Annotated in this window: 31 protein-coding genes; 12 read left to right on the top strand and 19 right to left on the bottom strand. The window is 70.3% G+C overall.

Annotated features, from left to right (window positions below):
* Positions 1 to 4 precede the first annotated feature (4 nt).
* Entirely contained in the window at positions 5 to 1312 is a 1308-nt protein-coding gene (locus B5D60_RS00090; RefSeq protein ID WP_231948926.1) for an acyl-CoA dehydrogenase family protein, read from the bottom strand.
* Positions 1313 to 1428: 116 nt separating this feature from the next.
* Here B5D60_RS00090 and def point away from each other — a divergent pair, with 116 nt between their 5' ends.
* Positions 1429 to 2034 (top strand): peptide deformylase, encoded by a 606-nt coding sequence (gene def / locus B5D60_RS00095; RefSeq protein ID WP_269456866.1) that lies wholly within the window; start codon positions 1429 to 1431, stop codon positions 2032 to 2034.
* Position 2035: 1 nt separating this feature from the next.
* On the opposite strand, the gene B5D60_RS00100 is transcribed toward def, so the two are convergent.
* The gene (locus B5D60_RS00100) at positions 2036 to 2836 is read right to left on the bottom strand and encodes a TrmH family RNA methyltransferase (RefSeq protein WP_078698259.1); all 801 of its coding nucleotides are present in this window, start codon (positions 2834 to 2836) and stop codon (positions 2036 to 2038) included.
* A gap of 18 nt (positions 2837 to 2854) precedes the next feature.
* Between B5D60_RS00100 and B5D60_RS00105 the strand changes: the two genes are divergently transcribed.
* Positions 2855 to 3382, top strand: a complete 528-nt coding sequence (locus B5D60_RS00105; RefSeq protein WP_078698260.1) for a YbhB/YbcL family Raf kinase inhibitor-like protein — start codon at positions 2855 to 2857, stop codon at positions 3380 to 3382.
* Between the two features lie 2 nt (positions 3383 to 3384).
* On the opposite strand, the gene B5D60_RS00110 is transcribed toward B5D60_RS00105, so the two are convergent.
* The 4 genes from B5D60_RS00110 to B5D60_RS00125 are packed head-to-tail and all read right to left on the bottom strand — an operon-like array spanning position 3385 to position 6453.
* On the bottom strand, positions 3385 to 4098 hold the full coding sequence (locus B5D60_RS00110; protein ID WP_078698261.1) for a lytic transglycosylase domain-containing protein: 714 nt from the start codon (positions 4096 to 4098) through the stop codon (positions 3385 to 3387).
* A gap of 5 nt (positions 4099 to 4103) precedes the next feature.
* A complete protein-coding gene (locus B5D60_RS00115; RefSeq protein ID WP_078698262.1) occupies positions 4104 to 5189 on the bottom strand; it encodes an SPFH domain-containing protein in 1086 nt (361 codons plus the stop codon).
* Entirely contained in the window at positions 5190 to 5639 is a 450-nt protein-coding gene (locus B5D60_RS00120; RefSeq protein WP_078698263.1) for an NfeD family protein, read from the bottom strand.
* A 10-nt stretch (positions 5640 to 5649) separates the two neighbouring features.
* Positions 5650 to 6453 carry an ABC transporter ATP-binding protein gene (locus B5D60_RS00125; RefSeq protein WP_078698264.1) on the bottom strand — a complete coding sequence of 268 codons (804 nt, stop codon included), beginning with the start codon at positions 6451 to 6453 and terminating at the stop codon, positions 5650 to 5652.
* Between the two features lie 50 nt (positions 6454 to 6503).
* On the opposite strand from B5D60_RS00125, the gene serB reads away from it, so the two are divergent.
* Positions 6504 to 7736: a phosphoserine phosphatase SerB gene (gene serB, locus B5D60_RS00130; protein ID WP_078698265.1), complete on the top strand. Its 1233-nt coding sequence runs from the start codon at positions 6504 to 6506 to the stop codon at positions 7734 to 7736.
* A gap of 8 nt (positions 7737 to 7744) precedes the next feature.
* Here the strand turns inward: serB and B5D60_RS00135 are convergent, their stop codons facing one another.
* Positions 7745 to 7960 (bottom strand): dodecin, encoded by a 216-nt coding sequence (locus tag B5D60_RS00135; protein ID WP_078698266.1) that lies wholly within the window; start codon positions 7958 to 7960, stop codon positions 7745 to 7747.
* 60 nt (positions 7961 to 8020) lie between these two features.
* Between B5D60_RS00135 and B5D60_RS00140 the strand changes: the two genes are divergently transcribed.
* Positions 8021 to 8302 (top strand): DUF3099 domain-containing protein, encoded by a 282-nt coding sequence (locus tag B5D60_RS00140; protein WP_078698267.1) that lies wholly within the window; start codon positions 8021 to 8023, stop codon positions 8300 to 8302.
* Positions 8303 to 9046: an SURF1 family cytochrome oxidase biogenesis protein gene (locus B5D60_RS00145; protein ID WP_078698268.1), complete on the top strand. Its 744-nt coding sequence runs from the start codon at positions 8303 to 8305 to the stop codon at positions 9044 to 9046.
* On the opposite strand, the gene B5D60_RS00150 is transcribed toward B5D60_RS00145, so the two are convergent.
* The 9 genes from B5D60_RS00150 to B5D60_RS00190 all read right to left on the bottom strand — a co-directional run bounded on the left by B5D60_RS00150 (position 9033) and on the right by B5D60_RS00190 (position 17324).
* Positions 9033 to 10634: an ABC-F family ATP-binding cassette domain-containing protein gene (locus B5D60_RS00150; protein ID WP_078698269.1), complete on the bottom strand. Its 1602-nt coding sequence runs from the start codon at positions 10632 to 10634 to the stop codon at positions 9033 to 9035. The genes B5D60_RS00145 and B5D60_RS00150 overlap by 14 nt on opposite strands.
* A 227-nt stretch (positions 10635 to 10861) precedes the next feature.
* A complete protein-coding gene (locus tag B5D60_RS00155; protein WP_078698270.1) occupies positions 10862 to 11221 on the bottom strand; it encodes a metal-sulfur cluster assembly factor in 360 nt (119 codons plus the stop codon).
* The gene (gene sufU, locus B5D60_RS00160) at positions 11218 to 11673 is read right to left on the bottom strand and encodes a Fe-S cluster assembly sulfur transfer protein SufU (protein WP_078698271.1); all 456 of its coding nucleotides are present in this window, start codon (positions 11671 to 11673) and stop codon (positions 11218 to 11220) included. The genes B5D60_RS00155 and sufU overlap by 4 nt, the downstream gene beginning before the upstream one ends.
* A gap of 1 nt (position 11674) precedes the next feature.
* On the bottom strand, positions 11675 to 12907 hold the full coding sequence (locus tag B5D60_RS00165) for a cysteine desulfurase (RefSeq protein WP_078698272.1): 1233 nt from the start codon (positions 12905 to 12907) through the stop codon (positions 11675 to 11677).
* A 2-nt stretch (positions 12908 to 12909) separates the two neighbouring features.
* Positions 12910 to 13668, bottom strand: a complete 759-nt coding sequence (sufC, locus tag B5D60_RS00170) for a Fe-S cluster assembly ATPase SufC (RefSeq protein ID WP_078698273.1) — start codon at positions 13666 to 13668, stop codon at positions 12910 to 12912.
* Positions 13665 to 13991, bottom strand: a complete 327-nt coding sequence (locus B5D60_RS00175; RefSeq protein ID WP_078698274.1) for a Rieske (2Fe-2S) protein — start codon at positions 13989 to 13991, stop codon at positions 13665 to 13667. The genes sufC and B5D60_RS00175 overlap by 4 nt, the downstream gene beginning before the upstream one ends.
* The gene (gene sufD, locus B5D60_RS00180; RefSeq protein WP_231948927.1) at positions 13988 to 15178 is read right to left on the bottom strand and encodes a Fe-S cluster assembly protein SufD; all 1191 of its coding nucleotides are present in this window, start codon (positions 15176 to 15178) and stop codon (positions 13988 to 13990) included. Before sufD ends, B5D60_RS00175 begins: the two co-directional genes overlap by 4 nt.
* Positions 15175 to 16611, bottom strand: a complete 1437-nt coding sequence (sufB, locus tag B5D60_RS00185; RefSeq protein ID WP_078698275.1) for a Fe-S cluster assembly protein SufB — start codon at positions 16609 to 16611, stop codon at positions 15175 to 15177. The genes sufD and sufB overlap by 4 nt, the downstream gene beginning before the upstream one ends.
* Positions 16608 to 17324, bottom strand: a complete 717-nt coding sequence (locus tag B5D60_RS00190) for a helix-turn-helix transcriptional regulator (RefSeq protein WP_407922761.1) — start codon at positions 17322 to 17324, stop codon at positions 16608 to 16610. The genes sufB and B5D60_RS00190 overlap by 4 nt, the downstream gene beginning before the upstream one ends.
* 126 nt (positions 17325 to 17450) lie before the next feature.
* Between B5D60_RS00190 and B5D60_RS00195 the strand changes: the two genes are divergently transcribed.
* The 4 genes from B5D60_RS00195 to B5D60_RS00210 all read left to right on the top strand — a co-directional run bounded on the left by B5D60_RS00195 (position 17451) and on the right by B5D60_RS00210 (position 20410).
* A complete protein-coding gene (locus B5D60_RS00195; protein WP_153302801.1) occupies positions 17451 to 17969 on the top strand; it encodes a hypothetical protein in 519 nt (172 codons plus the stop codon).
* The gene (locus B5D60_RS00200; protein ID WP_078698277.1) at positions 17963 to 18850 is read left to right on the top strand and encodes a hypothetical protein; all 888 of its coding nucleotides are present in this window, start codon (positions 17963 to 17965) and stop codon (positions 18848 to 18850) included. The genes B5D60_RS00195 and B5D60_RS00200 overlap by 7 nt, the downstream gene beginning before the upstream one ends.
* A gap of 15 nt (positions 18851 to 18865) precedes the next feature.
* Positions 18866 to 19930: a DNA polymerase domain-containing protein gene (locus B5D60_RS00205; RefSeq protein ID WP_078698278.1), complete on the top strand. Its 1065-nt coding sequence runs from the start codon at positions 18866 to 18868 to the stop codon at positions 19928 to 19930.
* A 105-nt stretch (positions 19931 to 20035) separates the two neighbouring features.
* On the top strand, positions 20036 to 20410 hold the full coding sequence (locus tag B5D60_RS00210) for a DUF2510 domain-containing protein (RefSeq protein ID WP_078698279.1): 375 nt from the start codon (positions 20036 to 20038) through the stop codon (positions 20408 to 20410).
* Between the two features lies 1 nt (position 20411).
* On the opposite strand, the gene B5D60_RS00215 is transcribed toward B5D60_RS00210, so the two are convergent.
* On the bottom strand, positions 20412 to 21500 hold the full coding sequence (locus B5D60_RS00215; RefSeq protein WP_078698280.1) for an ATP-dependent DNA ligase: 1089 nt from the start codon (positions 21498 to 21500) through the stop codon (positions 20412 to 20414).
* Positions 21501 to 21531: 31 nt separating this feature from the next.
* Between B5D60_RS00215 and B5D60_RS00220 the strand changes: the two genes are divergently transcribed.
* From B5D60_RS00220 to B5D60_RS00230, 3 genes are read left to right on the top strand one after another with little or no spacing between them, the layout of a single operon-like run.
* Entirely contained in the window at positions 21532 to 22476 is a 945-nt protein-coding gene (locus B5D60_RS00220; RefSeq protein ID WP_231948929.1) for an ABC transporter ATP-binding protein, read from the top strand.
* The gene (locus B5D60_RS00225; protein ID WP_078698281.1) at positions 22473 to 23243 is read left to right on the top strand and encodes an ABC transporter permease; all 771 of its coding nucleotides are present in this window, start codon (positions 22473 to 22475) and stop codon (positions 23241 to 23243) included. The genes B5D60_RS00220 and B5D60_RS00225 overlap by 4 nt, the downstream gene beginning before the upstream one ends.
* Complete coding sequence (locus B5D60_RS00230) at positions 23234 to 24106, top strand: COX15/CtaA family protein (RefSeq protein WP_078698282.1); 873 nt, start codon at positions 23234 to 23236, stop codon at positions 24104 to 24106. The genes B5D60_RS00225 and B5D60_RS00230 overlap by 10 nt, the downstream gene beginning before the upstream one ends.
* Here the strand turns inward: B5D60_RS00230 and B5D60_RS00235 are convergent.
* A complete protein-coding gene (locus B5D60_RS00235) occupies positions 24000 to 24539 on the bottom strand; it encodes a GNAT family N-acetyltransferase (RefSeq protein WP_172806204.1) in 540 nt (179 codons plus the stop codon). The genes B5D60_RS00230 and B5D60_RS00235 overlap by 107 nt on opposite strands.
* On the bottom strand, positions 24536 to 24901 hold the full coding sequence (locus B5D60_RS16870; protein ID WP_172806205.1) for a hypothetical protein: 366 nt from the start codon (positions 24899 to 24901) through the stop codon (positions 24536 to 24538). Before B5D60_RS16870 ends, B5D60_RS00235 begins: the two co-directional genes overlap by 4 nt.
* Positions 24902 to 24916 lie beyond the last annotated feature (15 nt).

Here is a 24916-nt window from a genome sequence, read left to right on the forward strand (position 1 = left end):
GTCCTCAGATGAGGACTGCTCCTTCCATCACGCCGACGGCACGCAGGTCGCGGTACCACCGTTCGACCGGGTGCTCCTTCACGAAGCCGTGGCCGCCCAGCATCTGCACGCCGTCGGTGCCGATCTTCATGCCGTAGTCGGTGGTGAGACGGCGGGCCAGCGCGGTCTCGCGGGCGAACTCGACGCCGCGCTCGGCGCGCGAGGCGGCCTTCAGCGTGACCAGCCGCATGCCCTCGAGCTCGATCGCCATGTCGGCGACGGTGAAGGCCACGGCCTGGCGATGGCCGATCGGCTCGCCGAACGCCTCCCGGGTGGTGACGTACTCCTTGACGTAGTCGAGCACCGACTGTGCCGTGCCGAGCGCGAGCCCGGCCCACGCCAGGCGGGACAGGCGGATCATCTCGCGGTAGTCCTGCGCCGATCCGAGGATCGCGTCCTCGCCGACGTGGACGTCGGTGAGCTGGATCCGCGACAGCCCGGCGGCACGCAGTCCCATGCCGGGATCGGCCGCGACCGCGACGCCCTCGGTGCTGGCCTCGACGATCACCATCGACGGGCCGCGGCCCTCGACGTCGGCAGCCACGACGAGCAGCTCGGCCTCGGCGCCGCGCACGGCACCGGACTTGAGCCCGTTGAGGACGTAGCCGCCCTCGGCGCGCTTCGCGACCGTGGTGAGCGACAGCGGGTCGAACATCGGCACCGGCTCGGCGACGACGAGCGCAGCGGCGGGCACGTCGCCGTCGGTGAACGACGGCAGGTAGGTCTGCTGCTGGCCCTCGGTGCCCCACAGCGAGATCGCCGTGGCAACGGCCGACGGTGCGAGGCAGGCCACGGCCTGCCCCATGTCGCCCTTCGCCAGCGCCTCGGCCACGAGCACGCCGGTGACGGCCGAGCGCTGCTCGGCAAGGCCCCCGAGGGGCTCGGGGATGTTGAGCAGGCTCAGGCCGAACTCGGAGGTCTGGGCCAGCACCTCCTTGGGCGTGTCGTCGGCGGCCTCGGCCTGCTCGGCACCGGGGCGCAGCACCTCGGCGGCGAACTCGCCGATGACGTCGACCATCATCTGCTGGTCCTCGGTGGGCGTCAGGTCGAACACGCCGGACGGCTCGGTGGCCGCCGCGCGGCTGCCCTGCGAGCTTCCGGACACCTTCGTGAACGTGCGCTGGGCGGCACCGATCGCCTGGAATCCAGCCTTGGTCGAGCCGTGCACGGCGCGCTCGGCGAACTTGCGCAGGCCGATGCGGTCGAGCGTCTCGGACGCGGCCAGCTTGTTCAGCGCGCGCAGTCCGTAGGCCATGGGGTCTTTACCCGCCACGTTCACTCCCTCAGTGATTGCAGAAACTGTCGTTTACAGTTTCGCATACCGATGGTATCTGAATCGGGACCCGGTTGCCAGCGCCTGCGCGTGTCGGCCTCTCGATAGGCTGAAGCGTGACCGAAACGCCCTCTGCCGACCAGTCCCGCCCCCTGCCCTCCGGAGGCTCGGTGCGACCCATCACCCGATGGGGCACGCCCGTGATGCACCGCGAGCTGAAGGACGTCACCGCGTTCGACGACGACCTGGCCGACCTCGTCGCCGACATGGTGGCCACGATGTACGCCGCCGAGGGCGTCGGCCTGGCCGCGAACCAGGTCGGCGAGGACTTCAAGGTCTTCGTGTTCGACTGCCCCGACGCCGATCACCAGCGGATCACCGGAGTCGTGTGCAACCCCGTGCTCCGCCTCCCCGACGGTACCGAGCGCAAGCTCGACGTCGCCGACGAGGGGTGCCTCTCGCTGCCGGGTGCCTTCACCGAGTGCGGCCGGCCCGACCACGCCTGGGTCACGGGCTTCGACCACCACGGCGAGCCGGTCGAGTTCGAGGGCACCGGCCTGCTGGCCCGCTGCCTCCAGCACGAGACCGACCACCTCTTCGGCACGGTCTTCGGCGACCGCGTCCCCGAGAAGGCGCGCAAGAAGCTCTACAAGCAGCACGAGCAGCTGGCCGACGAGTACGACGAGGACTGGCCGGTCGGCGAGGAGCCCGAGGAGGACTGACTCAGCGGCGACGGAACTGCCAGCAGGCGATCGCGGTGGACGCCGCGACGTTGAGCGAGTCGATGCCGGCGGCCATCGGGATGATCACGCGGTGGTCCGACTCGCGCTGCCAGTGCTCGCTGAGTCCGGGACCCTCGGATCCGACGATGACCGCCGAGCGCTCCGCCGGCTCGACCGCGTCGATCGGCACGGCGTCGTCCGCCAGGGTCATCGCGTAGGTCGTGAAGCCGTGCTCGCGCAGCAGCGCCGGGGCGGCGTACCAGTCGTCGATCCGCGCCCACGGCAGGGAGAAGACCGCTCCCATCGCCACCTTGATCGAGCGACGGTAGAGCGGGTCGGCGCACCGCGGCGACAGCAGCACCGCGTCGAAGCCGAGCGCCGCCACGTTGCGCATGATCGCGCCGATGTTGGTGTGGTCCACCAGGTCCTCGGCCACGAGCACGCGCCGGGCGGTGGCCAGCACGTCGTGGACGCGGCGCTCGGCCGGCCGGTGCATGGCCGCGAGAGCACCCCGGTGGACGTGGAACCCGGTCACGCGCTCGATGGACTTCTCGTCGAGCACGTAGGCAGGTGCGTCGGTCGCCTCGAGGATGTCCGACAGCGTGCCGAGCCAGCGCGGTGCCAGCAGCAGCGACTTGGGCTCGTGCCCGGCCGCCACCGCCCGCTCGATGACCTTCGTCCCCTCGGCGATGTAGATCCCACGCTCCCGCTCCACGCTCTGGCGCAGCTGCACGTCGCGCAGGTCGGTGTAGTCCCGGAGCCGTTCGTCGCGGGGGTCGTCGAGTGCGATGAGGTCGGCCACCGCACTAGGTTAGGTGGCATGAGCCTCGATCGACCCGTGACTCCCGATCCGTACCCGCTGCTGCCCGCCGCGGCCTCGTTCTCCGTCGTCAGCGACGACGTCAACGACGGCGCCCCACTGAAGCAGGACCAGGTCAACGCCCACGGCGACACGTCGCCCCACCTGGCGTGGAGCGGTGCACCCGAGGGAACGAAGTCGTTCGTCGTCACCTGCTTCGACCCCGATGCCCCGATCGTGTCGGGGTTCTGGCACTGGGTGGCCGTCGACATCCCGGCCGACGTCACCGAGCTGCCCACCGGAGCAGGCGCGAGCGACGACTCCCTGCCCGGCGGTGCCTTCCACGTCCGCAACGACGGCGGCGGCCTGAACTTCATGGGCGCCGCTCCGCCGGAGGGCGACCAGCCGCACCGCTACTTCTTCGTGGTCCACGCCGTCGGCGAGGAGACGTTGGGCGTGGACTCTTCCGCCTCCCCCGCCGTCGTCGGGTTCAACCTGGCGTTCAAGACGCTCGGCCGCGCGATCATCCACGGCACCTGGCAGTTCTGACGCTACTTCGCGTAGCTGTCGGCGATGCCGCGGACCTTCTCGACGTAGGCCATCGAGTTGTTGTAGGCGAAGACCGCCGGCACCCAGCCGGCGCCCGCCAGGTCGCGCTCCTTCGCGCACAGGTGGCGCGCGGCGCCCAGGGCCGCGTCGTCGATGTCGTGCGGGTCGGCCCTGCCGTCACCGTCCGCGTCGGCGCCGTACAGGTCCCACGAGGACGTCAGGAACTGGAACGGCCCGACGGCACGGTCCCACTGCTCGTCGCCGTGCAGTGCCGTGGACTCCTTGGTCGCCTCGATGGCGCGGGTGCCGTTCTCGCCGTTGAGCGGAGGCCCGATGATCCGGCGGCTCGGGACCCCCGCCGCGTCCAGCCCGGCGCCGCCCAGCGTGCCGTGGGCCGACTCGACCGACCCGACGCCCGCGAGCGTGTTCCAGCGCAGGTTGCACGCGGGCGCGCTCTCACGCTGGCTGATCTCGGTGCGGGCGTAGGCCTGCATCGCCCGCACCGGGATCTGCCGATCGGCGGCCGTCCGGGTCACCCAGTCCTCGTCGGGCTCGGTCGTGGAGCCGGCGGCCAGCGGGACCTCCTCGGCCTGCTCGGCCGGAGGTCCGCTGATCGGATCGGCGTCGTCCGAACGGTCGATGACGAGCCAGGCCACGACGATCGCCACCGTGGCGAGCGCCGCGGCCCCGAGGACGATGATCCGGGTCCGGTCCATCCGGCTCAGGCCGTGGGCGGCTGACCGGTCGGCGGATCGTCCTGGGTGGAGATCGGCGACTCGGCCTGCTTGGCGGCGCGGATGGCCTCCTCCACGGCGCTGGTGGTCTCGGCCGGCGACTGGCCCTCGGTCTCCACCGGCTCGTCGAGGTCGACGCGCTTGTGCGAGCCGCCCCCGTCGACGGGGATCGAGCCGACCACGTTGCCGATGGAGCTCAGCGCCGCGGTGACCTCCGCGGGGATGATCCACGTCGAGGCGTTGTTGCCCTGAGCGATCTTCGGCAGCGTCTGCAGGTACTGGTACGAGAGCAGCTTCTGGTCGGGGTTGCCGTCGTGGATCGCCTGGAAGACGGTCTCGATGGCGCGGCCCTCGCCCTGCGCGGTGAGGATGGCCGCCGTCTTCTCGCCCTCGGCGGTCAGGATCGCGGCCGTCTTCTCGCCCTCGGCCCGCAGGATGGCCGCCTGCTTCTGGCCCTCGGCACTGAGGATCGCGGACTGGCGATCGCCCTCGGCGGTGAGGATGGCCGCGCGCTTGTCGCGCTCGGCGCGCATCTGCTTCTCCATCGCGTCGATGATGGTCGGCGGCGGATCGATGCTCTTGAGCTCCACCCGGCTGACCTTGATGCCCCAACGGCCCGTGGCCGCGTCGAGCTCGGCACTCAGCGTGCGGTTGATCTGATCACGGCTGGTGAGCGCGTGCTCGAGCGTCATGCCACCGATGATGTTGCGCAGCGTGGTGGTCGTGAGCTGGTGGATGCCCTCGATGTAGTTGACGATCTCGTACGTCGCGGCCACCGGGTTGTTGACCGTGTAGAGGATGACGGTGTCGATCTCGACCGTCAGGTTGTCCTCGGTGATGACGCCCTGCGGCGGGAACGAGACAACCTGCTCACGCTGGTCGACGCGGTACTTCACGCGGTCGAGGAACGGCACGATCAGGTGCGGCCCGGGCGTCAGGGTGGTGCGGTACTTCCCCAGGCGCTCCACGATCCCGGCGAAGTTCTGCGGGATGATCTTCAGGCTCATCGCGGCGGTCACGATCAGCAGGACCACCAGCAGGATGAAGAAGACCAGCATTGCGGATGCGAACATTCAGCTCTCCTTCCGGACGACGCGGGCGATCGCACCGTCGATGGCGGCGACGAGCAGCTCGTCGCCAGGTTCGTAGGTCGCCTCGGGGTCGACCGGGCGGGCGGTCCAGTGGACGTCGCCGATGAGGACACGGCCGGCGTGACGGTTGACGACCTCCTCGACGATCGCCAGCTGGCCCACGAGGGCCTGCTGGCCGACGGGCAGCGACGGTCCGTCGTGGACCCGGGCGGCGATCCGCGGGCGGACGAGAGCGAGCAGCGCGACCGAGACGACGCCGAAGATCGCCAGGGGCAGCGCCATCGGCGCGCCGGCTGCGGCGGCCACCGCGGCCGAGAAGGCCGCGATGCCGAACATCAGGAAGATCAGCTCGCCGCTGGCCAGCTCGATGAGGCACATGAGGACGCCGAGCGCCGCCCACGTCACCCAGATGTCGTCGCCGAACCAGTCCATGTGTCCCCTCCTAGTTTGCGCGCCGCCGCAGCGGCGGGCGCCGTGCCGAGAATCGTCCCGTGTCGTGCGTGACCTCGAGCCGCTGGCGGAACGCCAGCGAGAGGTTCTCCGACGTGAGCACCTGGGCGATGGGCCCGGACGCCACCACGGAGCCACCTGACAGCAGGAGCGCGTGCGTGAAGCCGGGGGCGATCTCCTCGAGGTGGTGCGAGACCATCACGAGCGAGGGACCGAACTCGTCGGACGCGAGGGCCTCGAGGCTCTCGACCAGGTCCTCGCGGGCGCCGACGTCCATGCCGGCGGCGGGCTCGTCGAGCAGGACCACCTCGGGATCGGTCATGAGGGAGCGTGCCAGCAGGACGCGCTTCTTCTCACCCTCGGACAGGGTGCCGAAGGTGCGGTCGGCCAGCGGTGCGATGCCGAGCTCGGCCAGCATCGCCATCGCGCGGCGGTGGTCCTCGTCGTCGTACTCCTCGTTCCAGCGGCCGAGCACGGCGTAGGCGGCCGACAGGATCAGGTTGCGCACCGTCTCGTCGGCGGGCACACGCTCGGCGATCGCGGCGCTGGTGTGGCCGATGCGGGGCCGGAGCTCGAAGACGTCGACGGAGCCGAGTCGCTCCCCCAGGATCTCGGCGGTGCCGGAGGTGGGGTGCATGTTCGCGGAGGCGACCTGCAGCAGCGTGGTCTTGCCGGCACCGTTGGGGCCCACGATGACCCAGTGCTCCCCCGGTTCGGCGCGCCACGAGACGCGGTCCAGGAGAGTTTTGCCCGAGCGCACGATCGTGACGTCGGTCAGGTCGAACACGGCGGTCACACGTCCAACCTATCGGTTGGCCGCAACGACCTGGCGATACCCTCGACACGATGAGCACGCCAGCCCCGGGCCACGTCCCCACGTTGCACCTGACCGAGCCCACGGTGCTGGTCACCTTCAGCGGCCCGGACCGTTCCGGCGTCTCCACGCGGGTCTTCTCCGCGCTGGACGCCCACGACGTCGAGGTGATCGACGTCGAGCAGCTGGTCGTGCGAGGCCGACTCGTGCTGAGCGTCCTGGTGACCGTCCCCGACGAGGTGCCCGGCTTCGAGGCCGACCTCGGATCGGTCGGCGCCGACCTCGGCCTGGAGGTCGAGGTCGTGCACGGCACCGGCGACAACCGGCCTCGGCGGATCGGCCGCGCCCAGGTCGTCGTCCTCGGCGCGCCGCTGATGCCCGATGCGCTCGCGGCCCTGACCGAGGGCATCAACGAGCTCGGCGGCAACATCGACCGGATCGTCCGCATGGCGCGCTACCCCGTCACCGCGATCCGCATGGAGGTCTCGGGCGCCGCGCCCGACGCCCTGCAGTCCGAGCTGGCCGCGATCGGCCACCGGTTCGGCACCGACGTCGCGGTGCAGGAGCACGGCATCCTGCGTCACGCACAGCGCCTCGTCGTCATGGACGTCGACTCCACGCTGATCCAGGGCGAGGTGATCGAGATGCTCGCGGCCCACGCCGGCTGCGAGGAGGCGGTGGCTCACGTCACCGAGCGGGCGATGCGCGGCGAGCTCGACTTCGCCGAGTCGCTGCACGAGCGAGTGGCCCAGCTGCGCGGTGTGCCCGCGTCCGCCCTCGACGAGGTCTACCGGAACCTCGAGTTCACGCCGGGCGCGCGCACCATGATCCGCACGCTCAAGCGGCTCGGCTACCGGTTCGCGCTCGTCAGCGGCGGGTTCACGCAGATCATCGAGCGCCTCGCGGCCGACCTCGGCATCGACTACTTCGCCGCCAACGACCTCGAGGTTCAGGACGGCGCGCTGACCGGCCGGGTGCTCGGACGCGTGGTCGATCGGGCCGGCAAGGCCGAGGCGCTGCGCCACTTTGCCGAGCAGGCCGGCATCAACGTGCGCAACACGGTGGCCATCGGCGACGGCGCCAACGACCTCGACATGCTGGCGGCCGCGGGGCTGGGCATCGCGTTCAACGCGAAGCCCCTCGTGCGCGACCAGGCGCAGACCTCCGTGAACGTGCCCTACCTCGACGCGATCGTGTACCTCATGGGCATCACGCGCGAGGAGGTCGAGGCGGCCGACGCCGCGGATGCGCCGCCGGCGACCTGACCTTCTGCTTACTCGTCGTCCTCGAGGCGGAAGCCCAGCTTCAGCGTGACCTGGTAGTGCGAGACCTTGTCGTCCTCGACCTGGCCCCGGATGCCGACGACCTCGAACCAGTCGAGGTGGCGCAGGGTCTGGGAGGCCCGGGCGATGCCGCTGTCGATGGCCTCGCTGACCCCGACCGGGGACGTTCCGACGATCTCGGTGACACGGTAGGTGCGGTTGCTCATGGGGCCATCGTCCCACCCGGTCGCGGGTCGCGCGCGGGACCCACGGCGTAGACTGGGGACATGGCCCGGCGCGACCCCGAAGAGGTGCACTCGATCACCAGTGCGCGCGAGCCCTTCAGCGCCCAGGTGGACCATCGCGAGCGCAACTACCTCATCTCCATGGCCGTCCGTGTGGCCTGCTTCATCGGCTTCGTCGCGGTCGACCACTGGATCCGCTGGGTGCTCCTCGTCGGCGCGGTGTTCCTGCCCTACGTGGCCGTCGTCATCGGCAACTCGGCGATCCGCAGCTCGGGCGACGGGCCGTCGCCCTTCGGGGTCGACCGCAAGCAGCTGGACCAGTAGGTGCTGCGCTTCCTGGCAAGCCCGCGCTGGATCGGGCTGGCGGTCTTCGTCGTCGTCATGGCCGTCACCTGCTTCATGCTCGGCGGCTGGCAGTACGACCGCTGGGAGCAGCGCAAGGCGGACAACGCCGTCGTCGAGACCAACCTGAAGGCCGACCCGGCGCCCGTCGGTGAGGTGCTCGCCGACGGCTGGGACCCCGACCTCGAGTACCGCTCCGTGACGGCCACCGGCACGTTCGACGCCGCGCACGAGCTCACCGTGCGGTTCGCCCATCGCGACAGCCGGCCGGGCGTGCAGGTCGTCACCCCGCTGCGGCTCGACGACGGCACCGTCGTGCTGGTCGACCGCGGCTGGATCGAGGGTCCGCGCAACGGCGAGGCGCCCGAGGACGTCCCGGCCGCCCCGACGGGTCCGGTGACCGTCACGGGATGGCTCCAGCCCGCCAGCACCGCCGACAAGGCGGCCACGACGCCGCGCGACGGGCAGGTGCGCGCCGTCAACGGCGAGCGGTGGACCGACTTCCTCGGCACCGAGCCGATGCCGGGCTTCGTCGCGATGACCTCACCCGAGCAGGACGGGCTCGAGGGCCCCGCCGAGCCCGACCTGGGCACCGGACCGCACCTGTTCTACTCGATCCAGTGGTACTTCTTCGCAGCACTGGCGGTCTTCGGCTACGGCCTGTTCGTCCGCGCCGAACTGCGCGAGCGGCGCCCGAAGGCGACGGAAGCGGTCACGCCAAGCTGACGAGGTCGGCGTAGGTGTCCGACCAGAGGTCCTCGTCGCCGTCGGGCAGCAGCAGGACACGGTCGGGCTCGAGCGCGTGCACGGCGCCCTCGTCGTGGGTGACCAGCACGATGGCGCCCTCGTAGGAGCGGATCGCCGCCAGCACCTCCTCGCGCGACGCGGGGTCGAGGTTGTTGGTGGGCTCGTCGAGCAGCAGCACGTTGGCGCTCGAGACGATCAGGCTGGCCAGCGCCAGCCGGGTCTTCTCGCCACCGGACAGCACGGCCGCAGGCTTGGCGGTGTCGTCGCCGGTGAACAGGAACGAGCCCAGCACGCTGCGTGCCTCGGTGTCCGTGAGGTGCGGCGCCGCGCTCTGCATGTTCTCCAGCACCGAGCGCGAGGTGTCGAGGGTCTCGTGCTCCTGCGCGTAATAGCCGATCTTGAGGCCGTGGCCCGCGATGATCTCGCCCGTGTCCGCCCGGTCGGCACCGCCGAGCAGACGCAGCAGCGTGGTCTTGCCCGCGCCGTTGAGCCCGAGCACGACGACGCGACTCCCCCGGTCGATCGCGAGATCGACGTCGGTGAAGATCTCCAGGGACCCGTACGACTTCGACAGGCCCGTGGCCATGAGCGGCGTCTTGCCGCACGGGGCGGGCTTGGGGAACGCGATCTTGGCGACCTTGTCCACCGCGCGCTCGTCCTCGAGGCCGGCCATCATCTTCTCGGCCCGCTTGAGCATCTGCTGCGCGGCGGTCGCCTTGGACGCCTTCGCGCGCATGCGGTTGCCCTGGTCGATCAGTCGCTCGGCCTGCTTCACGGCGTTGGCCCGCTCGCGCTTGCGGCGGGCCTCGTCGGCCTCGCGCTGCTTGAGGTAGGGCCGCCAGCCCATGTTGTAGATGTCGATGACTCCGCGGTTGGCGTCGAGGTAGAAGACCTTGTTGACGGTCTCCTCCACGAGGTCGACGTCGTGGCTGATGATCACGAGGCCACCGGAGAAGCTCTTCAGGAAGCCACGCAGCCACACGATCGAGTCGGCGTCCAGGTGGTTGGTCGGCTCGTCGAGCAGCAGGATGTCGGCGTCGGAGAACAGGATCCGCGCCAGCTCGATGCGGCGGCGCTGGCCGCCCGACAGGGTGCTGAGGGGCTGCTCAAGGACGCGCTCGGGCAGGCCCAGCGCGACGGCGATCGTCGCCGCCTCGGACTCCGCCGCGTAGCCGCCACCGGCGCCGAACTCGGCGTCGGCGCGGGAGTAGCGGCGCATCGCGTCCTCGGCAAGCGCCGAGTCCTCCGAGGCCATCTCCTTCTCGGCCTTGCGCATCTTGCGCAGCGCCTCGTCGAGGCCGCGGGCCGAAAGGATGCGGTCGCGGGCGGTGACGTTGGGGTCGCCGACGCGCGGGTCCTGCGGGAGGTAGCCCACGGTGCCGGTGCGCGTGATGGTGCCCTCGGCGGGCTCGCCGCCGGCCCCGGCCAGCATCTTGGTCAGCGTGGTCTTGCCGGCGCCGTTGCGGCCGACGAGCCCGATCTTGTCGCCCTTGGCGACCTGGAAGGAGACGTCGGACATCAGGACGCGGGCGCCGAAGCGCAGCTCCACGGAGGAGGCGGTGATCATGGAAGAGCCTTCGTGAGGGATGGACGGGCGAGGACGCAGGGGTCGAGCAGGTGCTCGCGCGTCACTCCAGCCGGATCATGTCCACCGAGCCAGTCTACGGAGCGATCCCCCGTGGCGCGAAATCGTTCGCCGGCGACGGAGCACACTTCCGCACTTTTGGAAACGGATCCACGCTCAGAGGCCTGAGAGACGTGGATCCGTTTCCAAAAGTGGAGAGGGGCGGGGGGTCAGCCGATGTTGAAGCCGAGGGCGCGCAGCATCTCGCGGCCGTCGTCGGTGATCTTGTCCGGGCCCCACGGCGGCATCCAGACCCACTCGATGCGGAAGTCGTTGACCAGGCCGTCGAGCGCGGCGCGGGTCTGGTCCTCGATGACGTCGGTCAGCGGGCAGGCCGCGGACGTCAGCGTCATCTGCAGGATGGCGTTGCTGTGCTCGTCGGTGTGAACGCCGTAGACGAGGCCCAGGTCGACGACGTTGATGCCGAGTTCGGGGTCGACGACGTCCTTCATCGCCTCCCAGACGTCCTCGTCACTGGTGGCTCCGGGCTGGACGGCGACGTCGGGCAGATCGCTGTGGTCGGTGGTCATGAATCCTCCTTGGCCGAAGCTTGCGCGACGGCGTCCTTCCAGGCCATCCAGGACAGCAGCGCGCACTTGACGCGCGCGGGGAACTGGGCGACGCCCGCGAAGGCGATCCCGTCCTCGAGCACGTCCTCGTCGGGTTCGACGTGGCCGCGGCCCTGCATGAGCTCCTGGAACGCGTTGAGTGTGGTCAGTGCGTGGTCGACGTCCTTGCCGACCACGAGGTCGTTCAGCACCGAGGCGGACGCCTGGCTGATGGAGCAGCCCACGGCGTCGTAGGAGACGTCGGCCACCGTGTCGCCGGCGAGGTGCACGCGCAGCGTGATCTCGTCGCCGCACGTGGGATTGACGTGGTGGACCTCGGCCTCGTACGGGTCGCGCAGACCCGCGCCGTGCGGGTGCTTGTAGTGGTCCAGGATGATCTCCTGGTACAGCGCATCGACGTTGGAAGCGTTCATCTCAGGCTCCGAAGTACGACTGGGTGTGGCGGATCCCCGCGACGAGCGCGTCGATCTCGGCCTCGGTCGTGTACAGGTAGAACGAGGCGCGCGTCGTGGACTGCACGCCGAAGTGGGCGTGCAGCGGCTTCGCGCAGTGGTGCCCCGCGCGCACGGCGACGCCCTGCGAGTCGAGCAGCTGCGCCACGTCGTGGGGGTGCACGCCATCGATCGTGAAGCTGATCGCTCCCCCGCGGTCGACCGGCTCCTTCGGCCCGACGATCGTGACACCGGGCAGCTCGTTCATCGCCGCCAGCGCGTAGGCGGTGATGCGCTGCTCGTGCGCGGCCACGTTCTCCATGCCGAGCTCGCGGAGGTAGTCCACGGCCGCGCCAAGACCCACGGACTGCGCGATCGGCGGCGTGCCGGCCTCGAAGCGGTGCGGCGGCGCGGCGAAGGTGGTGTGCTCCATCGACACGGTCTCGATCATCTCGCCGCCACCGAGGAACGGCGGCAGCTCGGCGAGGAGGTCGTACCGACCCCACAGCACGCCGATGCCCGTGGGACCGACCATCTTGTGGCCCGTGAACGCGACGAAGTCGGCGCCCAGCGCGGCCACGTCGACCGGCAGCTGCGGCACGGCCTGCGACGCGTCGATGACGACCAGCGCACCCACCTCGTGGGCGCGCCGGACGATCTCCGCGACCGGGTTGATCGTGCCGAGCATGTTCGAGACCCACGTGACCGAGACGACCTTGGTGCGCTCGGTGAGCGTGAGCGAGTCGAGGTCGAGCCGGCCCTCGGGCGTGACGCCGTACCAGCGCAGGTCGGCGCCCGTGCGCTGCGCGAGCAGCTGCCACGGCACGAGGTTGGAGTGGTGCTCCATCTGGGTCACCACGACCTCGTCACCGGCACCCACGCGACCGGCGTCGCCGAGGACGCGAGCCACCAGGTTGAGCGCCTCGGAGGCGTTCTTGGTGAACACGACCTCCTCGCGACGCGGCGCGTTGATGAACCCCGCCACCTTGTCGCGCCCGAGCTCGAACGCCTCGCTGGCCTCCGCACCGAGCTGGTGCATCGCCCGCGCGACGTTCGCGTTGTGCTCGAGGTAGTGACGCTCGATCGCCTCGACGACCTGACGCGGCTTCTGCGACGTGTTGGCGCTGTCCAGGTACACGAGAGGGCGGTCTCCCGCCATCGTCCTGGACAGGATGGGGAAGTCCTTGCGGATCGCCTCGACGTCGTAGCCGGTCATGGTCAGACGGCCGCCTTGGTGAACTTGTCGTAGCCCTCGGCCTCGAGCAGCTCGGCGAGCTCGCGCCCACCGGTCTGCGCCAGCTTGCCGGCGACGAAGACGTGGACGAAGTCGGGCTCGATGTAGTTCAGGATGCGCGTGTAGTGCGTGATCAGCAGCACGCCACGGTCGCCCTGGGACGAGTAGCGGTTGACTCCGTCGGAGACGACGCGCAGGGCGTCGATGTCCAGGCCGGAGTCGGTCTCGTCGAGCACCGCGAACTTCGGGTTCAGCAGCTCGAGCTGGGCGATCTCGTGGCGCTTCTTCTCGCCGCCGGAGAAGCCCTCGTTGACCGAGCGCGACGAGAACGTCGGGTCGAGCGTCATCCGCTCGAGCGCGGCGTTGACGTCCTTGACCCACGTGCGCAGCTTGGGGGCCTCGCCGTCGATGGCGGTCTTGGCCGTGCGCAGGAAGTTCGCGACGGAGACGCCCGGGATCTCGACCGGGTACTGCATCGCGAGGAAGAGGCCCGCACGCGCGCGCTCGTCGACGCTCAGCTCGAGGATGTTCTGGCCGTCGAGGAGCACCTCGCCCTCGGTGACGGTGTACTTCGGGTGTCCGGCGATCGAGTACGCCAGCGTGGACTTGCCCGAGCCGTTGGGGCCCATGATGGCGTGGACCTCGCCGGAGTTGATGGTCAGGTCGACGCCGCGGAGGATCTCCTTGGCACCGTCCTCAGTGTCGACGGACACGTGGAGGTTCTTGATCTCCAGGGTGCTCATGCTGTTTCTCCTTGGTTCGGGAGGTCGACCCAGACGGTCTCTCCCTCGATCTTGGTCTGGTAGACGGGAACGGGTTCGGTGGCCGGCAGGCCCAGCGCCTTGCCGGTGCGCAGGTCGAAGCGCGACCCGTGCAGGAAGCACTCGATCTCGCAGCCCTCGACGTCGCCGTCGGACAGCGGGATCTCGGCGTGCGAGCACCAGTCCTGGATGGCGTAGACGGTGTCGCCGTCGCGCACCAGGGCCAGGTCGAGACCCTCGAACTCGATGCCCAGCGCCGCGCCCTCGGGGACGTCGGCGAGCTTCGCGACCTCCTTGAAGGTCATGCGGTCACCGCCGCGGGGTTGCCGACCACCGCGGCCAGCTCGAGCTCGATCGCCGACAGGAGGCGCTCCTGCAGGTCCTCGACACCGATCCGGCGGATGATGTCGTTGAAGAAGCCGTGCACGACGAGGCGCTTGGCCTCGGTGGGGTCGATGCCGCGGCTCTGCAGGTAGAACAGGTGCTCGTCGTCGAAGCGGCCGGTCGTGGACGCGTGGCCCGCGCCGGCGATGTCGCCGGTCTCGATCTCGAGGTTCGGCACCGAGTCGGCGCGCGCGCCGTCGGTCAGGACGAGGTTGTCGTTCTGCTCGAACGTGTCGATGCCCTCGGCGACCTTGCGGATCAGGACGTTGCCGATCCACACGGTGTGCGCGTCCTGGCCCTGCAGCGCGCCCTTGTACTCGACGTTGCTGCGGGTGCGCGGCGCCGTGTGGTCGACGAACTGGCGGTGCTCGAGGTGCTGGCCCGCGTCGGCGAAGTAGATGCCGAGCAGGTCGACGCTGCCGCCGGGGCCGCGGTAGTCGACGTTGGTCGACGAGCGGACGAGGTCGCCACCGAGGGTGAACTCGAAGAAGCGGACCGTCGCGTCGCGGCCGACGCTGATGCCGTTCTGCACGGCGTGGACGGCGTCGTCCTCCCAGTCGACCAGGTTCACGACGTCGAGCTGGGCGCCGTCGCCGACGACGTACGTGACGTTCGTGGCGTAGGTGGTCGAGCCGATGTGGTCGAACGCGATCGTGGCCTTGGAGAAGGGCGCCACCTTCACGACGATGTGGCCCCACACGGTCTCCTCGACCGAGGTGCCGGTCAGCCGGATGCGCGCCGGGGCGTCGAGCTCGCCGTCGATCGACAGCAGCGTGGCGCCGCCGGCGTTCTGCACGGCGAGGGCCGCGAGGCGGTCGAGCGGCGCGATGCCGCCGATCGCCTTCGCCTCGTCGGTGGTGATCGTGGTCAGCGTGGCGCCCGTGGGGAGCTCGTCCTTCCACTCCAGGCTGGCGTCCGACGGCGTGCCGTCGAGCAGTCCACGCAGCCGCTTGAGCGGTGTGAAGCGCCAGATCTCCTCCAGGCCGGTGGGCTTGGGGTGGGCCTCGACGTCGTACGACGGCTCGGGGTGCAGGTGGCTCTGGACGTGGTCCAGCTCCAGCGCGGCCGCCATGCCGTTGTCGGTTCCCTCGACAGTTGCGGTCGTCATCCGACAGCACCCTCCATTTGCAGCTCGATGAGTCGGTTCAGTTCCAGCGCGTACTCCATGGGCAGCTCGCGAGCGATGGGCTCGACGAAGCCGCGGACGATCATCGCCATGGCCTCGTCCTCCTCCATGCCGCGCTGCATGAAGTAGAAGAGCTGGTCGTCGTTGATCTTGGAGACGGTCGCCTCGTGGCCGAGGGTCACGTCGTCCTCACGGACGTCGACGTACGGGTAGGTGTCCGAGCGGCTGATCTGGTCGACCAGCAGGGCGTCGCACTTGACCGTGCTGGCCGAGCCGTAGGCGCCCTCGTTGACCTGCAGAAGGCCGCGGTAGGACGTGCGGCCGCCGCCGCGGGCGACGGACTTGCTCAGGATCGAGCTCGACGTGTTCGGCGCGACGTGCACCATCTTGGCGCCGGTGTCCTGGTACTGGCCCTCGCCGGCGAACGCGATCGAGAGCGTCTCGCCCTTGGCGTGCTCGCCCATGAGGTAGACGGCCGGGTACTTCATCGTGACCTTGGAGCCGATGTTGCCGTCGACCCACTCCATCGTCGCGCCGGCCTCGCAGGTGGCGCGCTTGGTGACGAGGTTGTACACGTTGTTCGACCAGTTCTGGATCGTCGTGTAGCGGACGCGGGCGCCCTTCTTCACGATGATCTCCACGACGGCCGAGTGCAGCGAGTCGGTCTTGTAGATCGGCGCGGTGCAGCCCTCGACGTAGTGGATGTAGGAGTCCTCGTCCGCGATGATCAGCGTGCGCTCGAACTGACCCATGTTCTCGGTGTTGATCCGGAAGTAGGCCTGCAGCGGGATGTCGACGTGGACGCCCTTGGGCACGTAGATGAACGAGCCACCCGACCACACGGACGTGTTCAGCGCGGCGGACTTGTTGTCACCGACGGGGATCACGGTGCCGAAGTACTCCTCGAAGAGCTCGGGGTGCTCCTTCAGCGCGGTGTCGGTGTCGAGGAAGATGACGCCCTGCTGCTCCAGGTCCTCGCGGATCTGGTGGTAGACGACCTCGGACTCGTACTGCGCGGCGACGCCGGAGACGAGGCGCTGCTTCTCGGCCTCGGGGATGCCCAGGCGGTCGTACGTGTTCTTGATGTCCTCGGGGAGCTCCTCCCACGTGGTCGCCTGCTTCTCGGTCGACCGGACGAAGTACTTGATGTTGTCGAAGTCGATCGCGTCGAGATCGGCACCCCACGTGGGCATCGGCTTGCGGTTGAAGAGCTTGAGGCCCTTCAGGCGCAGGTCGAGCATCCACTGGGGCTCACTCTTCTTGCCCGAGATGTCGCGCACGACGGCCTCGCTGAGGCCGCGCTGCGCGCTGGCTCCGGCGACGTCGGCGTCGTGCCAGCCGAACTCGTAGTTGCCGACATCCTTCAGACCCGGGTTCAGGTCCTCGATCGAGGTCGTGTCGTTCGTGGTCGTCATGACGACTCCCCTTCAGTTGGAGACACAGCGGTGACATGGGTGGACTGGGTGGCGCGAGGCAGGTGCGTGGTGCAGATGCCGTCGCCGTGGGCGATGGTCGCCAGGCGCTGGACGTGCGAGCCCAGCAGCTCGGCGAAGACCTCGGTCTCGGCCTCGCACAATTGGGGGAACTCCTCGGCGACGTGGGCCACCGGGCAGTGGTGCTGGCAGATCTGCTCGCCGAGCGGGGTGGAGCTGGCCGAGGCCGCGAAGCCGTCGTCGGTCAGCGCACGCGCGAGCACCGAGGCCTGCTCCTCGACCGGGACGTCGGCCAGCAGCCGCTCGTACCGGTTGCGGAACTCGGCCAGGCGGTGCCGCGCGAAGTCCATGACGGCGGTGTCGCCGCCCGTGGCGCGCAGGAAGCGCAGGGCATCGGCCGCGAGGTCGTCGTAGGTGTGCGCGAACGTGTCGCGGCCGGCGGCGGTCAGGACGAACACCCGGGCCGGGCGGCCCCGGCGACGCTGGCCGCGGACGCGCTCCTCGCGCGACTCCACGAGGCCGTGCTCGACGAGGTGCTCAAGGTGACGACGCACGGCGGCGGGGGTGAGTCCGAGGCGGGTGGCCAGGCTCGTGGCGGTGCTGGGACCGTTCTCCAGGATGCTCTCGGCGACGCGATCGCGCGTGGAGAGGTCGTCGACCGACGACACCTCATGATCCACGCTCACGTATTTCACAACACCATTGTTGCGTTATTGATTCCCCGCATTCAACGAAGGCTCGCCTCAGTGAGCCTCGCCTCACCCGAACGCCCGCCGGTGGCCGAGGAGACCTGACGACGGATCTTCACTACAATCGTGCCCATGCTTGCAAGGGGGATGCGCGTCACGACGTGCGCGCTGGCACTGTCCGGAGCGCTGCTGCTGGGCGGTTGCGGGGGCGACGACGGCTCCGACACGCCCGCCACCACGGCGCCGTCGCCGACCGCCTCGGCCCAGGACGAGGCCGTCGCCGTCCTCGAGGCCTACTGGAGCGAGCGCGTCCGGGTGGAGACCTCGGGCGCCTACGACACCGCCGACTTCTCCCGCATCCTGTCCCCCGCGGAGTCCGAGCCGATGCAGGCGCGCTACGCCCAGTTCGAGGACGGGAACTTCCGACGGGTCGGGGCGCCGGAGCTGCGCGACTACACCGCCACGGTCGACGGCGACACCGCGATCGCCACGGTCTGCGTCAACGAGGACGAGTGGGGCGCGGAGGCCGACGGCGAGGTCGTCGAGCCCGAGGCCGCCGGCTGGTACGCCAGCAGCCACCGGCTCGAGCAGACCGACGGCGCCTGGCTCATCGCCGGCAGCGCCGAGACCCCGAGTGGGATCTCGTGCTGACGCTGGTCCGGCGCATGGGCGCCATGCTGGCCTCCGCGATCGTGGCGCTCTTCCTGCTGATGACCCCCGCCCACGCCGACCCGGTCTGCACCGCGTGGGGCGACACCGATCCGGCCGCCGACGGTCTGCAGTACGGCTGCGTCGCCTGGTCCGGCGGCAGCGACGGCGGCGAGGACGGCGGTGACGGTGGCGGTGGAGGCACGCCCACGACGCCCCAGTGCACCTTCTTCGATCTCTGGAACGAGTTCTGCCAGGGCAATCGCGCCTGCTACATGAACGACCCCGCCGCGATCCAGGACATCGAGAAGGCCCGCGAGGACGACCCCAGCCTGAAGGACAAGCCGGAGGACGCGGAGAAGCTCATCTTCACGTCCTGCAAGGAGAGCGCCGACGCCGAGGAGGTCCGCACCTACTACTGGGACTCCGAGTTCCAGATGGTGACGATCCTCGACCGGATCCAGGCGGCCCGCGGTGCCCTGAACCTGCCCACGATCACGGCGGAGTTCAACCCGCCCACGCGCACGCTGGTGAACCTGGACACCTGGTGGTGGGCCGAGGGCGCCCCCGCCGGTGAGGTCGTGGGCTCCCCCGCCCTCGGGATGCGCGCGATCGCCTCGCCGCGCGGCATGACCGTGAGCGCCGGGGGCCAGACGATCGACTGCCCACTGGTCACGCAGAAGTCGGACGAGTGCTCCATGATGTTCCGGCGTGCCGGGAACTACCAGGCCACGATGACGATCACGTACGACATCCGCTTCGAGATGGGCGGACAGGTGATCGACGTCCCGGCCGGGGCCCAGGACCTGCTCACGATCAGCACCACGGCCACCGCCGCCGTGCCGGTCCTCGAGGTCCAGTCGATCGTCACCGAGGTCGACTGACAGTAGGGTCGCCCCATGGGGGTAGCCGCAGCCGAGATCGAGGCCGGGGGGCGCGCCGTGCGCGTCTCCAGCCCCGACCGCGTGATCTACGAGAAGACCGACCGCACGCCGGACATCACCAAGCTCGAGGTGGTCCAGTACTACGTGGCCGTCGAGGACGGGCTGATGCGCGCACTGCGCGAGCGCCCCACCACGCTCGAGCGCTGGCCCAAGGGCGTCCGCGAGGACATGGTGATGGCCACGCGCGCCGACGGCCACGGCGATGCGTTCTACCAGAAGCGCGTCCCGAAGGGTGCTCCCCCGTATTTGGAGACGGTGCGCATCCACTTCCCCTCGGGCCGCCGTGCCGACGAGATCTGCCCCACCGAGATCGCCGTCGCCGCCTGGGCCGCCCACATGGGCACCATCACGTTCCACCCGTGGCCCGTACGCCGCGCCGACGTCGACCACCCCGACGAGATCCGCATCGATCTCGACCCGCAGCCTGGCACCGACTTCCACGACGCCCAGCGGGTCGCGAAGGTCGCCAAGGAGCTGCTCGAGGAGATCGGGATCCGCGGCTTCGCCAAGACCAGCGGCAACCGCGGCGTGCACATCTTCGCTCGAATCGAGCCGAAGTGGACGTTCACCGACGTCCGTCACGCGGCGCTGGCGTTCGGCCGTGAGCTGGAGCGCCGCGACGACGCCGTCACCACCGCCTGGTGGAAGGAGGAGCGGGGTGAGGCGATCTTCGTCGACTTCAACCAGAACGCGCGCGACCGCACGATCGCCAGCGCCTACAGCCTGCGCCCCAAGCCCGGCGCGCCCGTCTCCACGCCGCTGACATGGGACGAGCTGTTCGACGTGGAGGACCCGCGCGACCTCAACCTGACCACCGTGCCCCAGCTGCTGGAGCAACGACCCGACCCGTGGGCGGAGATCGACGACGTCCACCACTCGCTGCAGACCCTGCTCGACTGGTACGACCGCGACGAGGAGAACGGCCTCGGCGAGATGCCCTATCCGCCGGACTATCCCAAGATGCCGGGCGAGCCGCGCCGGGTGCAGCCGTCGCGCAAGAAGGCCGACGAGCCGGACTGACGACGCAACTGAGGGTTACGTCATGTTCTGGCCCCTGACCCGTTCCACTGTCACGGGCCGTCCCGTCGGACTCCCTCCGGCGGGGCGGTTCGCTACTCTCATCGGGTGACACAGCAGCAGGCTCCCGCGGGCTGGTACGACGATCCGGCCGGCAGTGGCGGACGCCGCTACTGGAACGGCTCCGTGTGGACCGACCGCGTCGAGGGAGGCCGCTCCGCGGCGACGACCCAGCGCGCGACGGGCTCGCGGGACCGCATCCCCGACGGGTACATGCTGCTCAACGGCCAGCAGGTGCCGATCCGTGGCTCTCAGCCCCACCAGCAACGAGCCCGGATCAGCGGATTCGTCATCGCGGGCCTGATCGCGGCCGCGGCCGTCGCCCTGCTCTTCCTCATGAGCACCGTCGCGCGCGACTCCTCGTCCGAGCCGGTTCCCACCGAGGTGGAGACCTTCGAGATCGAGGACTTCGAGGACTGGTGAGTCAGATCAGCACGTCGCCGAGGTCGTAGCGAGCGACCTCCTCGAGCTGGTCGTACGTGCAGGACTCCGGCTCGCGGTCCGGACGCCAGCGCTGGAACCGGCCCATGTGCCGGAAGCGGGCCTGATCGCCCTCGCCCTCCATGTGCTCGTAGGCGACCTCCAGGACCCGCTCGGGGCGCAGGGGCACGAACGACAGGTCCTTCGTGCCCGTCCACCGGCTCTGACCCCCGGGCAGGCGACCCGAGGCCTGGGCCTGCTCGTCGCGCCAGAGGTCCCACGGGTGCGACTCCCCCTCGGCCAGCTCCAGCGGCGCGAGCTCGTCGATGAGCTCCGCTCGTCGCGCCTCGGTGAACGAGGCGGCGACGCCCACGTGCTGCAGCCGTCCGTCGTCCGCGTGGATCCCGAGCAGCATCGAGCCCAGCAGCGGCCGTTCGGCCGTGGAGTTCTTGTGGAGCCGGTAGCCGGCGAGCACGACGTCGGCCGTGCGCGCGTGCTTGACCTTGAGCATCGACCGGCCGTTCGGCACGTAGGCCCCGTCGAGACGCTTCGCGATCACGCCGTCGAGTCCGGCACCCTCGAAGGTCGTGAACCAGCGCTCGGCCTCCTCGGGATCCTCGGTGACTCGGGTGACATGCACCGGCGGCTGCGCGCCCGACAGCGCCTGCACCAGCGCCTCACGCCGGACTGACAGCGGCTCGTCGAGGAGGGAGCGGTCGTCCAGCGCGAGGAGGTCGAACGCCACGAACGAGGCGGGCGTCTCACGGGCGAGCATCGTGACGCGCGACTCCGCGGGATGGATGCGATTCGAGAGCAGGTCGAAGCTCAACCGTCCGTCGCTGGCGATCACGATCTCGCCGTCGAGGACGCAGCGCCCGGGCGCGTTCTGCCGGATCGACTCGACGACGTCGGGGAAGTAGCGGGTCAGTGACTTCGTCGACCGGCTGGCGATCTCGATCTCGTCGCCGTCGCGGAAGACGATCGCGCGGAAGCCGTCCCACTTGGGCTCGTACAGGTGGCCGTCGGCGTGCGGCACCTGCTTCGCGGACTTGGCGAGCATCGGTGCCAGCGGCGGCATCACGGGCAGGTCCATGGCTTCAACCTGCCACACCTAGAATGTTCTGGTGCCCTCGACGACGACGACTCCCGCCGTGGAGGTTCGCGACCTCGTCATGCGCTACGGCCGCGGCGGCGCGGAGGTCCGCGCGGTCGACGGACTCACCCTCACGGTCGAGCCGGGCACCGTCACGTCGATCCTCGGCCCCAACGGCGCGGGCAAGACCACCACGATCGAGACCTGCGAGGGGTTCCGCCGCCCGCAGTCGGGCCGGGTGCGTGTCCTGGGACTCGACCCCGTGGCCGACGCGGCCGAGCTGCGCCCCCGCGTCGGCGTGATGCTGCAGTCCGGCGGCGCCTGGCTGGGCGTCCGCGCCGGCGAGATGCTGCGCCACATGGCCTCGCTGTACGCCGACCCGCTGCCCGTCGAGCCACTCGTCGAGCGGCTCGGGATGGCGTCGTTCGGCCGCACCTCGTACCGGCGCCTCTCCGGCGGCCAGAAGCAGCGGCTGTCCCTCGCGATGGCCATCGTCGGGCGCCCGGAGCTGGTGTTCCTCGACGAGCCCACCGCGGGCCTCGACCCGCAGTCGCGACGGGCCACGTGGGAGCTCGTCGACGAGCTGCGCCGCCACGGCGTGACGACCGTGATGACGACGCACTACATGGACGAGGCCCAGGAGCTCTCCGACCACGTCCACATCGTCGATGCCGGCCGCGTGATCGCCTCGGGAACGCCCTCCGAACTCGTGGCCGCGGGCGCCCAGAACACGATCCGCCTGCGCACGCGCGCGGGCCTCGACCGCGACTCGCTGGCCAAGGAGCTGCCCGAGGGCGCCGCCGTGGCCGAGCCCGAGCCGGGACAGTACGTCCTCACCACGGAGGTCGACCCGGCCGTCCTGCACCGCATCACCGGCTGGTGCGCGGCCCACGACGTGCTGATCGAGTCCGTCCTGGTCGAGCACCAGACCCTCGAGGACCGGTTCCTCGAGCTCACCGGGCGGGAGCTGCGATGACGTCCCTCGACCTCTCCCCCGCGCCGGGCGCCGCGTCGCGCCTGCGCCGCACGTGGGCCCAGACCGCGATGGAGCTGAAGCTCACGGTCCGCAACGGCGAGCAGATGGTGGTCACCTTCGTGATCCCGATCCTGCTGCTCGTCGTCGGCTCCCGGTCCGACCGGTTCATCGACAGCGACCGCCCTCTCGACGTGCTGGCACCCGGCGTGCTCGCGCTCGCCATCGTCTCGACGTCGTTCACGTCGCTCGCGATCGCCACGGCGTTCGAGCGCCGCTACGGCGTGCTCAAGCGCCTCGGCGCCACTCCCCTGTCCCGCGGCGGCCTGCTCGCCGGCAAGGTCGGCGCGGTTGCGATCCTGCAGCTCGCGCAGTTCGCGGTCCTCGGCGGACTGGCCGTCGCCCTCGGCTGGCGGCCCGAGGCTCCCGTCGCCGGCACCTGCTGGCTCCTCGTGCTGGGCCTGCTCGGCACCGTGGCGTTCGGCGGGCTCGGCCTGCTCCTGGCCGGCACGCTGCGCGCCGAGGCCACGCTGGCCCTGGCCAATCTCGTCTACGTGCTGCTCCTGGTCGGCGGCGGCCTGCTGCTGCCGCTCGACCAGTACCCCGAGGCCGTCCGCGGCCTGTTGTCGCTGCTGCCCTCGGGCGCTCTCGGCGAAGGGCTGCGCGATGCATTCATGACCGGCTCTCCCGGTACGTTCTCCGTGGCGGTGATCGCCGCGTGGGCCGTGGGTGCCGCGGCAGCCGCCGGAAGGTGGTTCCGATGGGAGTGAGCGCGGTCTCGCGACGCACCGTGTCGAAGTCGACGGTCGAGAAGTGGGCGTGGGCCAACCTCGTCGCCAACACCCTGATCATCCTGACGGGGGGCCTGGTGCGGCTCACCGCCTCGGGCCTGGGCTGCCCCACGTGGCCCCGCTGCACCGACGAGTCGTTCGTCCCCCACGGTGCCCTTGGCTGGCACGGCGCGATCGAGTTCGGCAACCGCATGCTGACCTACGTCCTGGTCGTCGTCGCCATCGGCGCCGTCGTCGCCACGTGGCGCTGGACCGACGCCACGCGCACGCAGCTGCGCCTCGTGCTGGGCATCGCCGTCGGCATCCCGTTCCAGGGCGTCATCGGCGGCATCACGGTGCTGACCGACCTCAACCCGTGGATCGTCTCGCTGCACCTGATCCTGTCGATGGCGCTGGTCGTCGCGTCCACGGTGTTCCTGGTGTCCCTGCGCGAGGCGGAGGGCACGGTGGAGCCCCGGGCCGCCTGGGTGGTGCGGGCGGCGTACGTCGTGCTGCTCGCGGCGATCTACCTGGGGACGATCGTGACGGGCAGCGGCCCGCACGCGGGCGACGCCGATGCCCCGCGCAACGACCTCGATCCCGCCTGGTGGAGCCGGACCCACGCCATCTCCGTGTGGCTGTTCCTCATCCTGACCGTCGTGGCCATCGTGCTGCTGCGCGACCGGGCGCGCCGCATCGGCCTGCTCGTGCTCGTGGCCGGGCTCGCCCAGGGGCTGATCGGCTACGTGCAGTACTTCACTGATCTGCCGATCGTGCTGGTGGCGGCCCACCTGGTCGGCGCGGCCGTTCTGCTGGCGGTGACCACGTGGTGGTGGCTGTCGGCCCGTCCCGCCGCATCGTGAGCGTGCCCTCGTCGTCGACCGGATCACCGGTCAGCACGAAGCCACACCTCTCGTAGAACGCGATCGCGCCGGCGTTCAGCGCCATGACGCGCAGGCTCAGCGCCCGCGCACCCGCCTCGCGCACGACCGTCTCGACGAGTGCCACGCCGATCCCGCTGCGGCGGGCCTCCGGCGCGACCCACATCGAGATCAGCTCGGGCTCGTCTCCGGGGGCCAGTCCGATCATCGCGACGTCCCGGCCGTCCATCGTCGCGAGGAAGAGCCGGCCCGGCGCGGCGATCCGCTCCCGCCAGCGCTGCTCGGTGTCGCCGCCGTCCAACCACGCGTGGGCGCTGCACGCGAACGCGGGGGCGTCCTCGTCGAGGGCACGCAACCGGATCGCGCGCCAGCGCGACCAGTCGTCGGGCTCGACGGGCCGGATCCGGGCCGTCACGGCTGGGCGTCGCGGCGCTGCCTCGACTGGCGGAACGCCGAGGTGATCATCACCACCAGGACGGTGCTCAAGACCGTGCCGAACACGACCATCCCCCAGCCGACGACGAACAGACCCGACTCGTCGTCGGACCAGCTGGCCCAGCAGGCGGCGGCCACCCCGACCACCGCGGAGACGATCACGCCGAGCAGCTCACTGCTGCGTGCGAGCCATCCGGCGGCGATGCCGATCACGATCAGGACGACGACGAGGCCGGCCACCTGGAGCACGGAGTAGTTGTCGTTCTCGTCCGTGCCGAGGAAGAGCCACCACGCGGCGAACGTGGCGACGGCCGGGAGGATCCAGGAGAGGAAGGCGCGCATGGCCCGAGCCTACGG

The organism is Aeromicrobium choanae, assembly GCF_900167475.1.
Lineage (GTDB): Bacteria > Actinomycetota > Actinomycetes > Propionibacteriales > Nocardioidaceae > Aeromicrobium > Aeromicrobium choanae.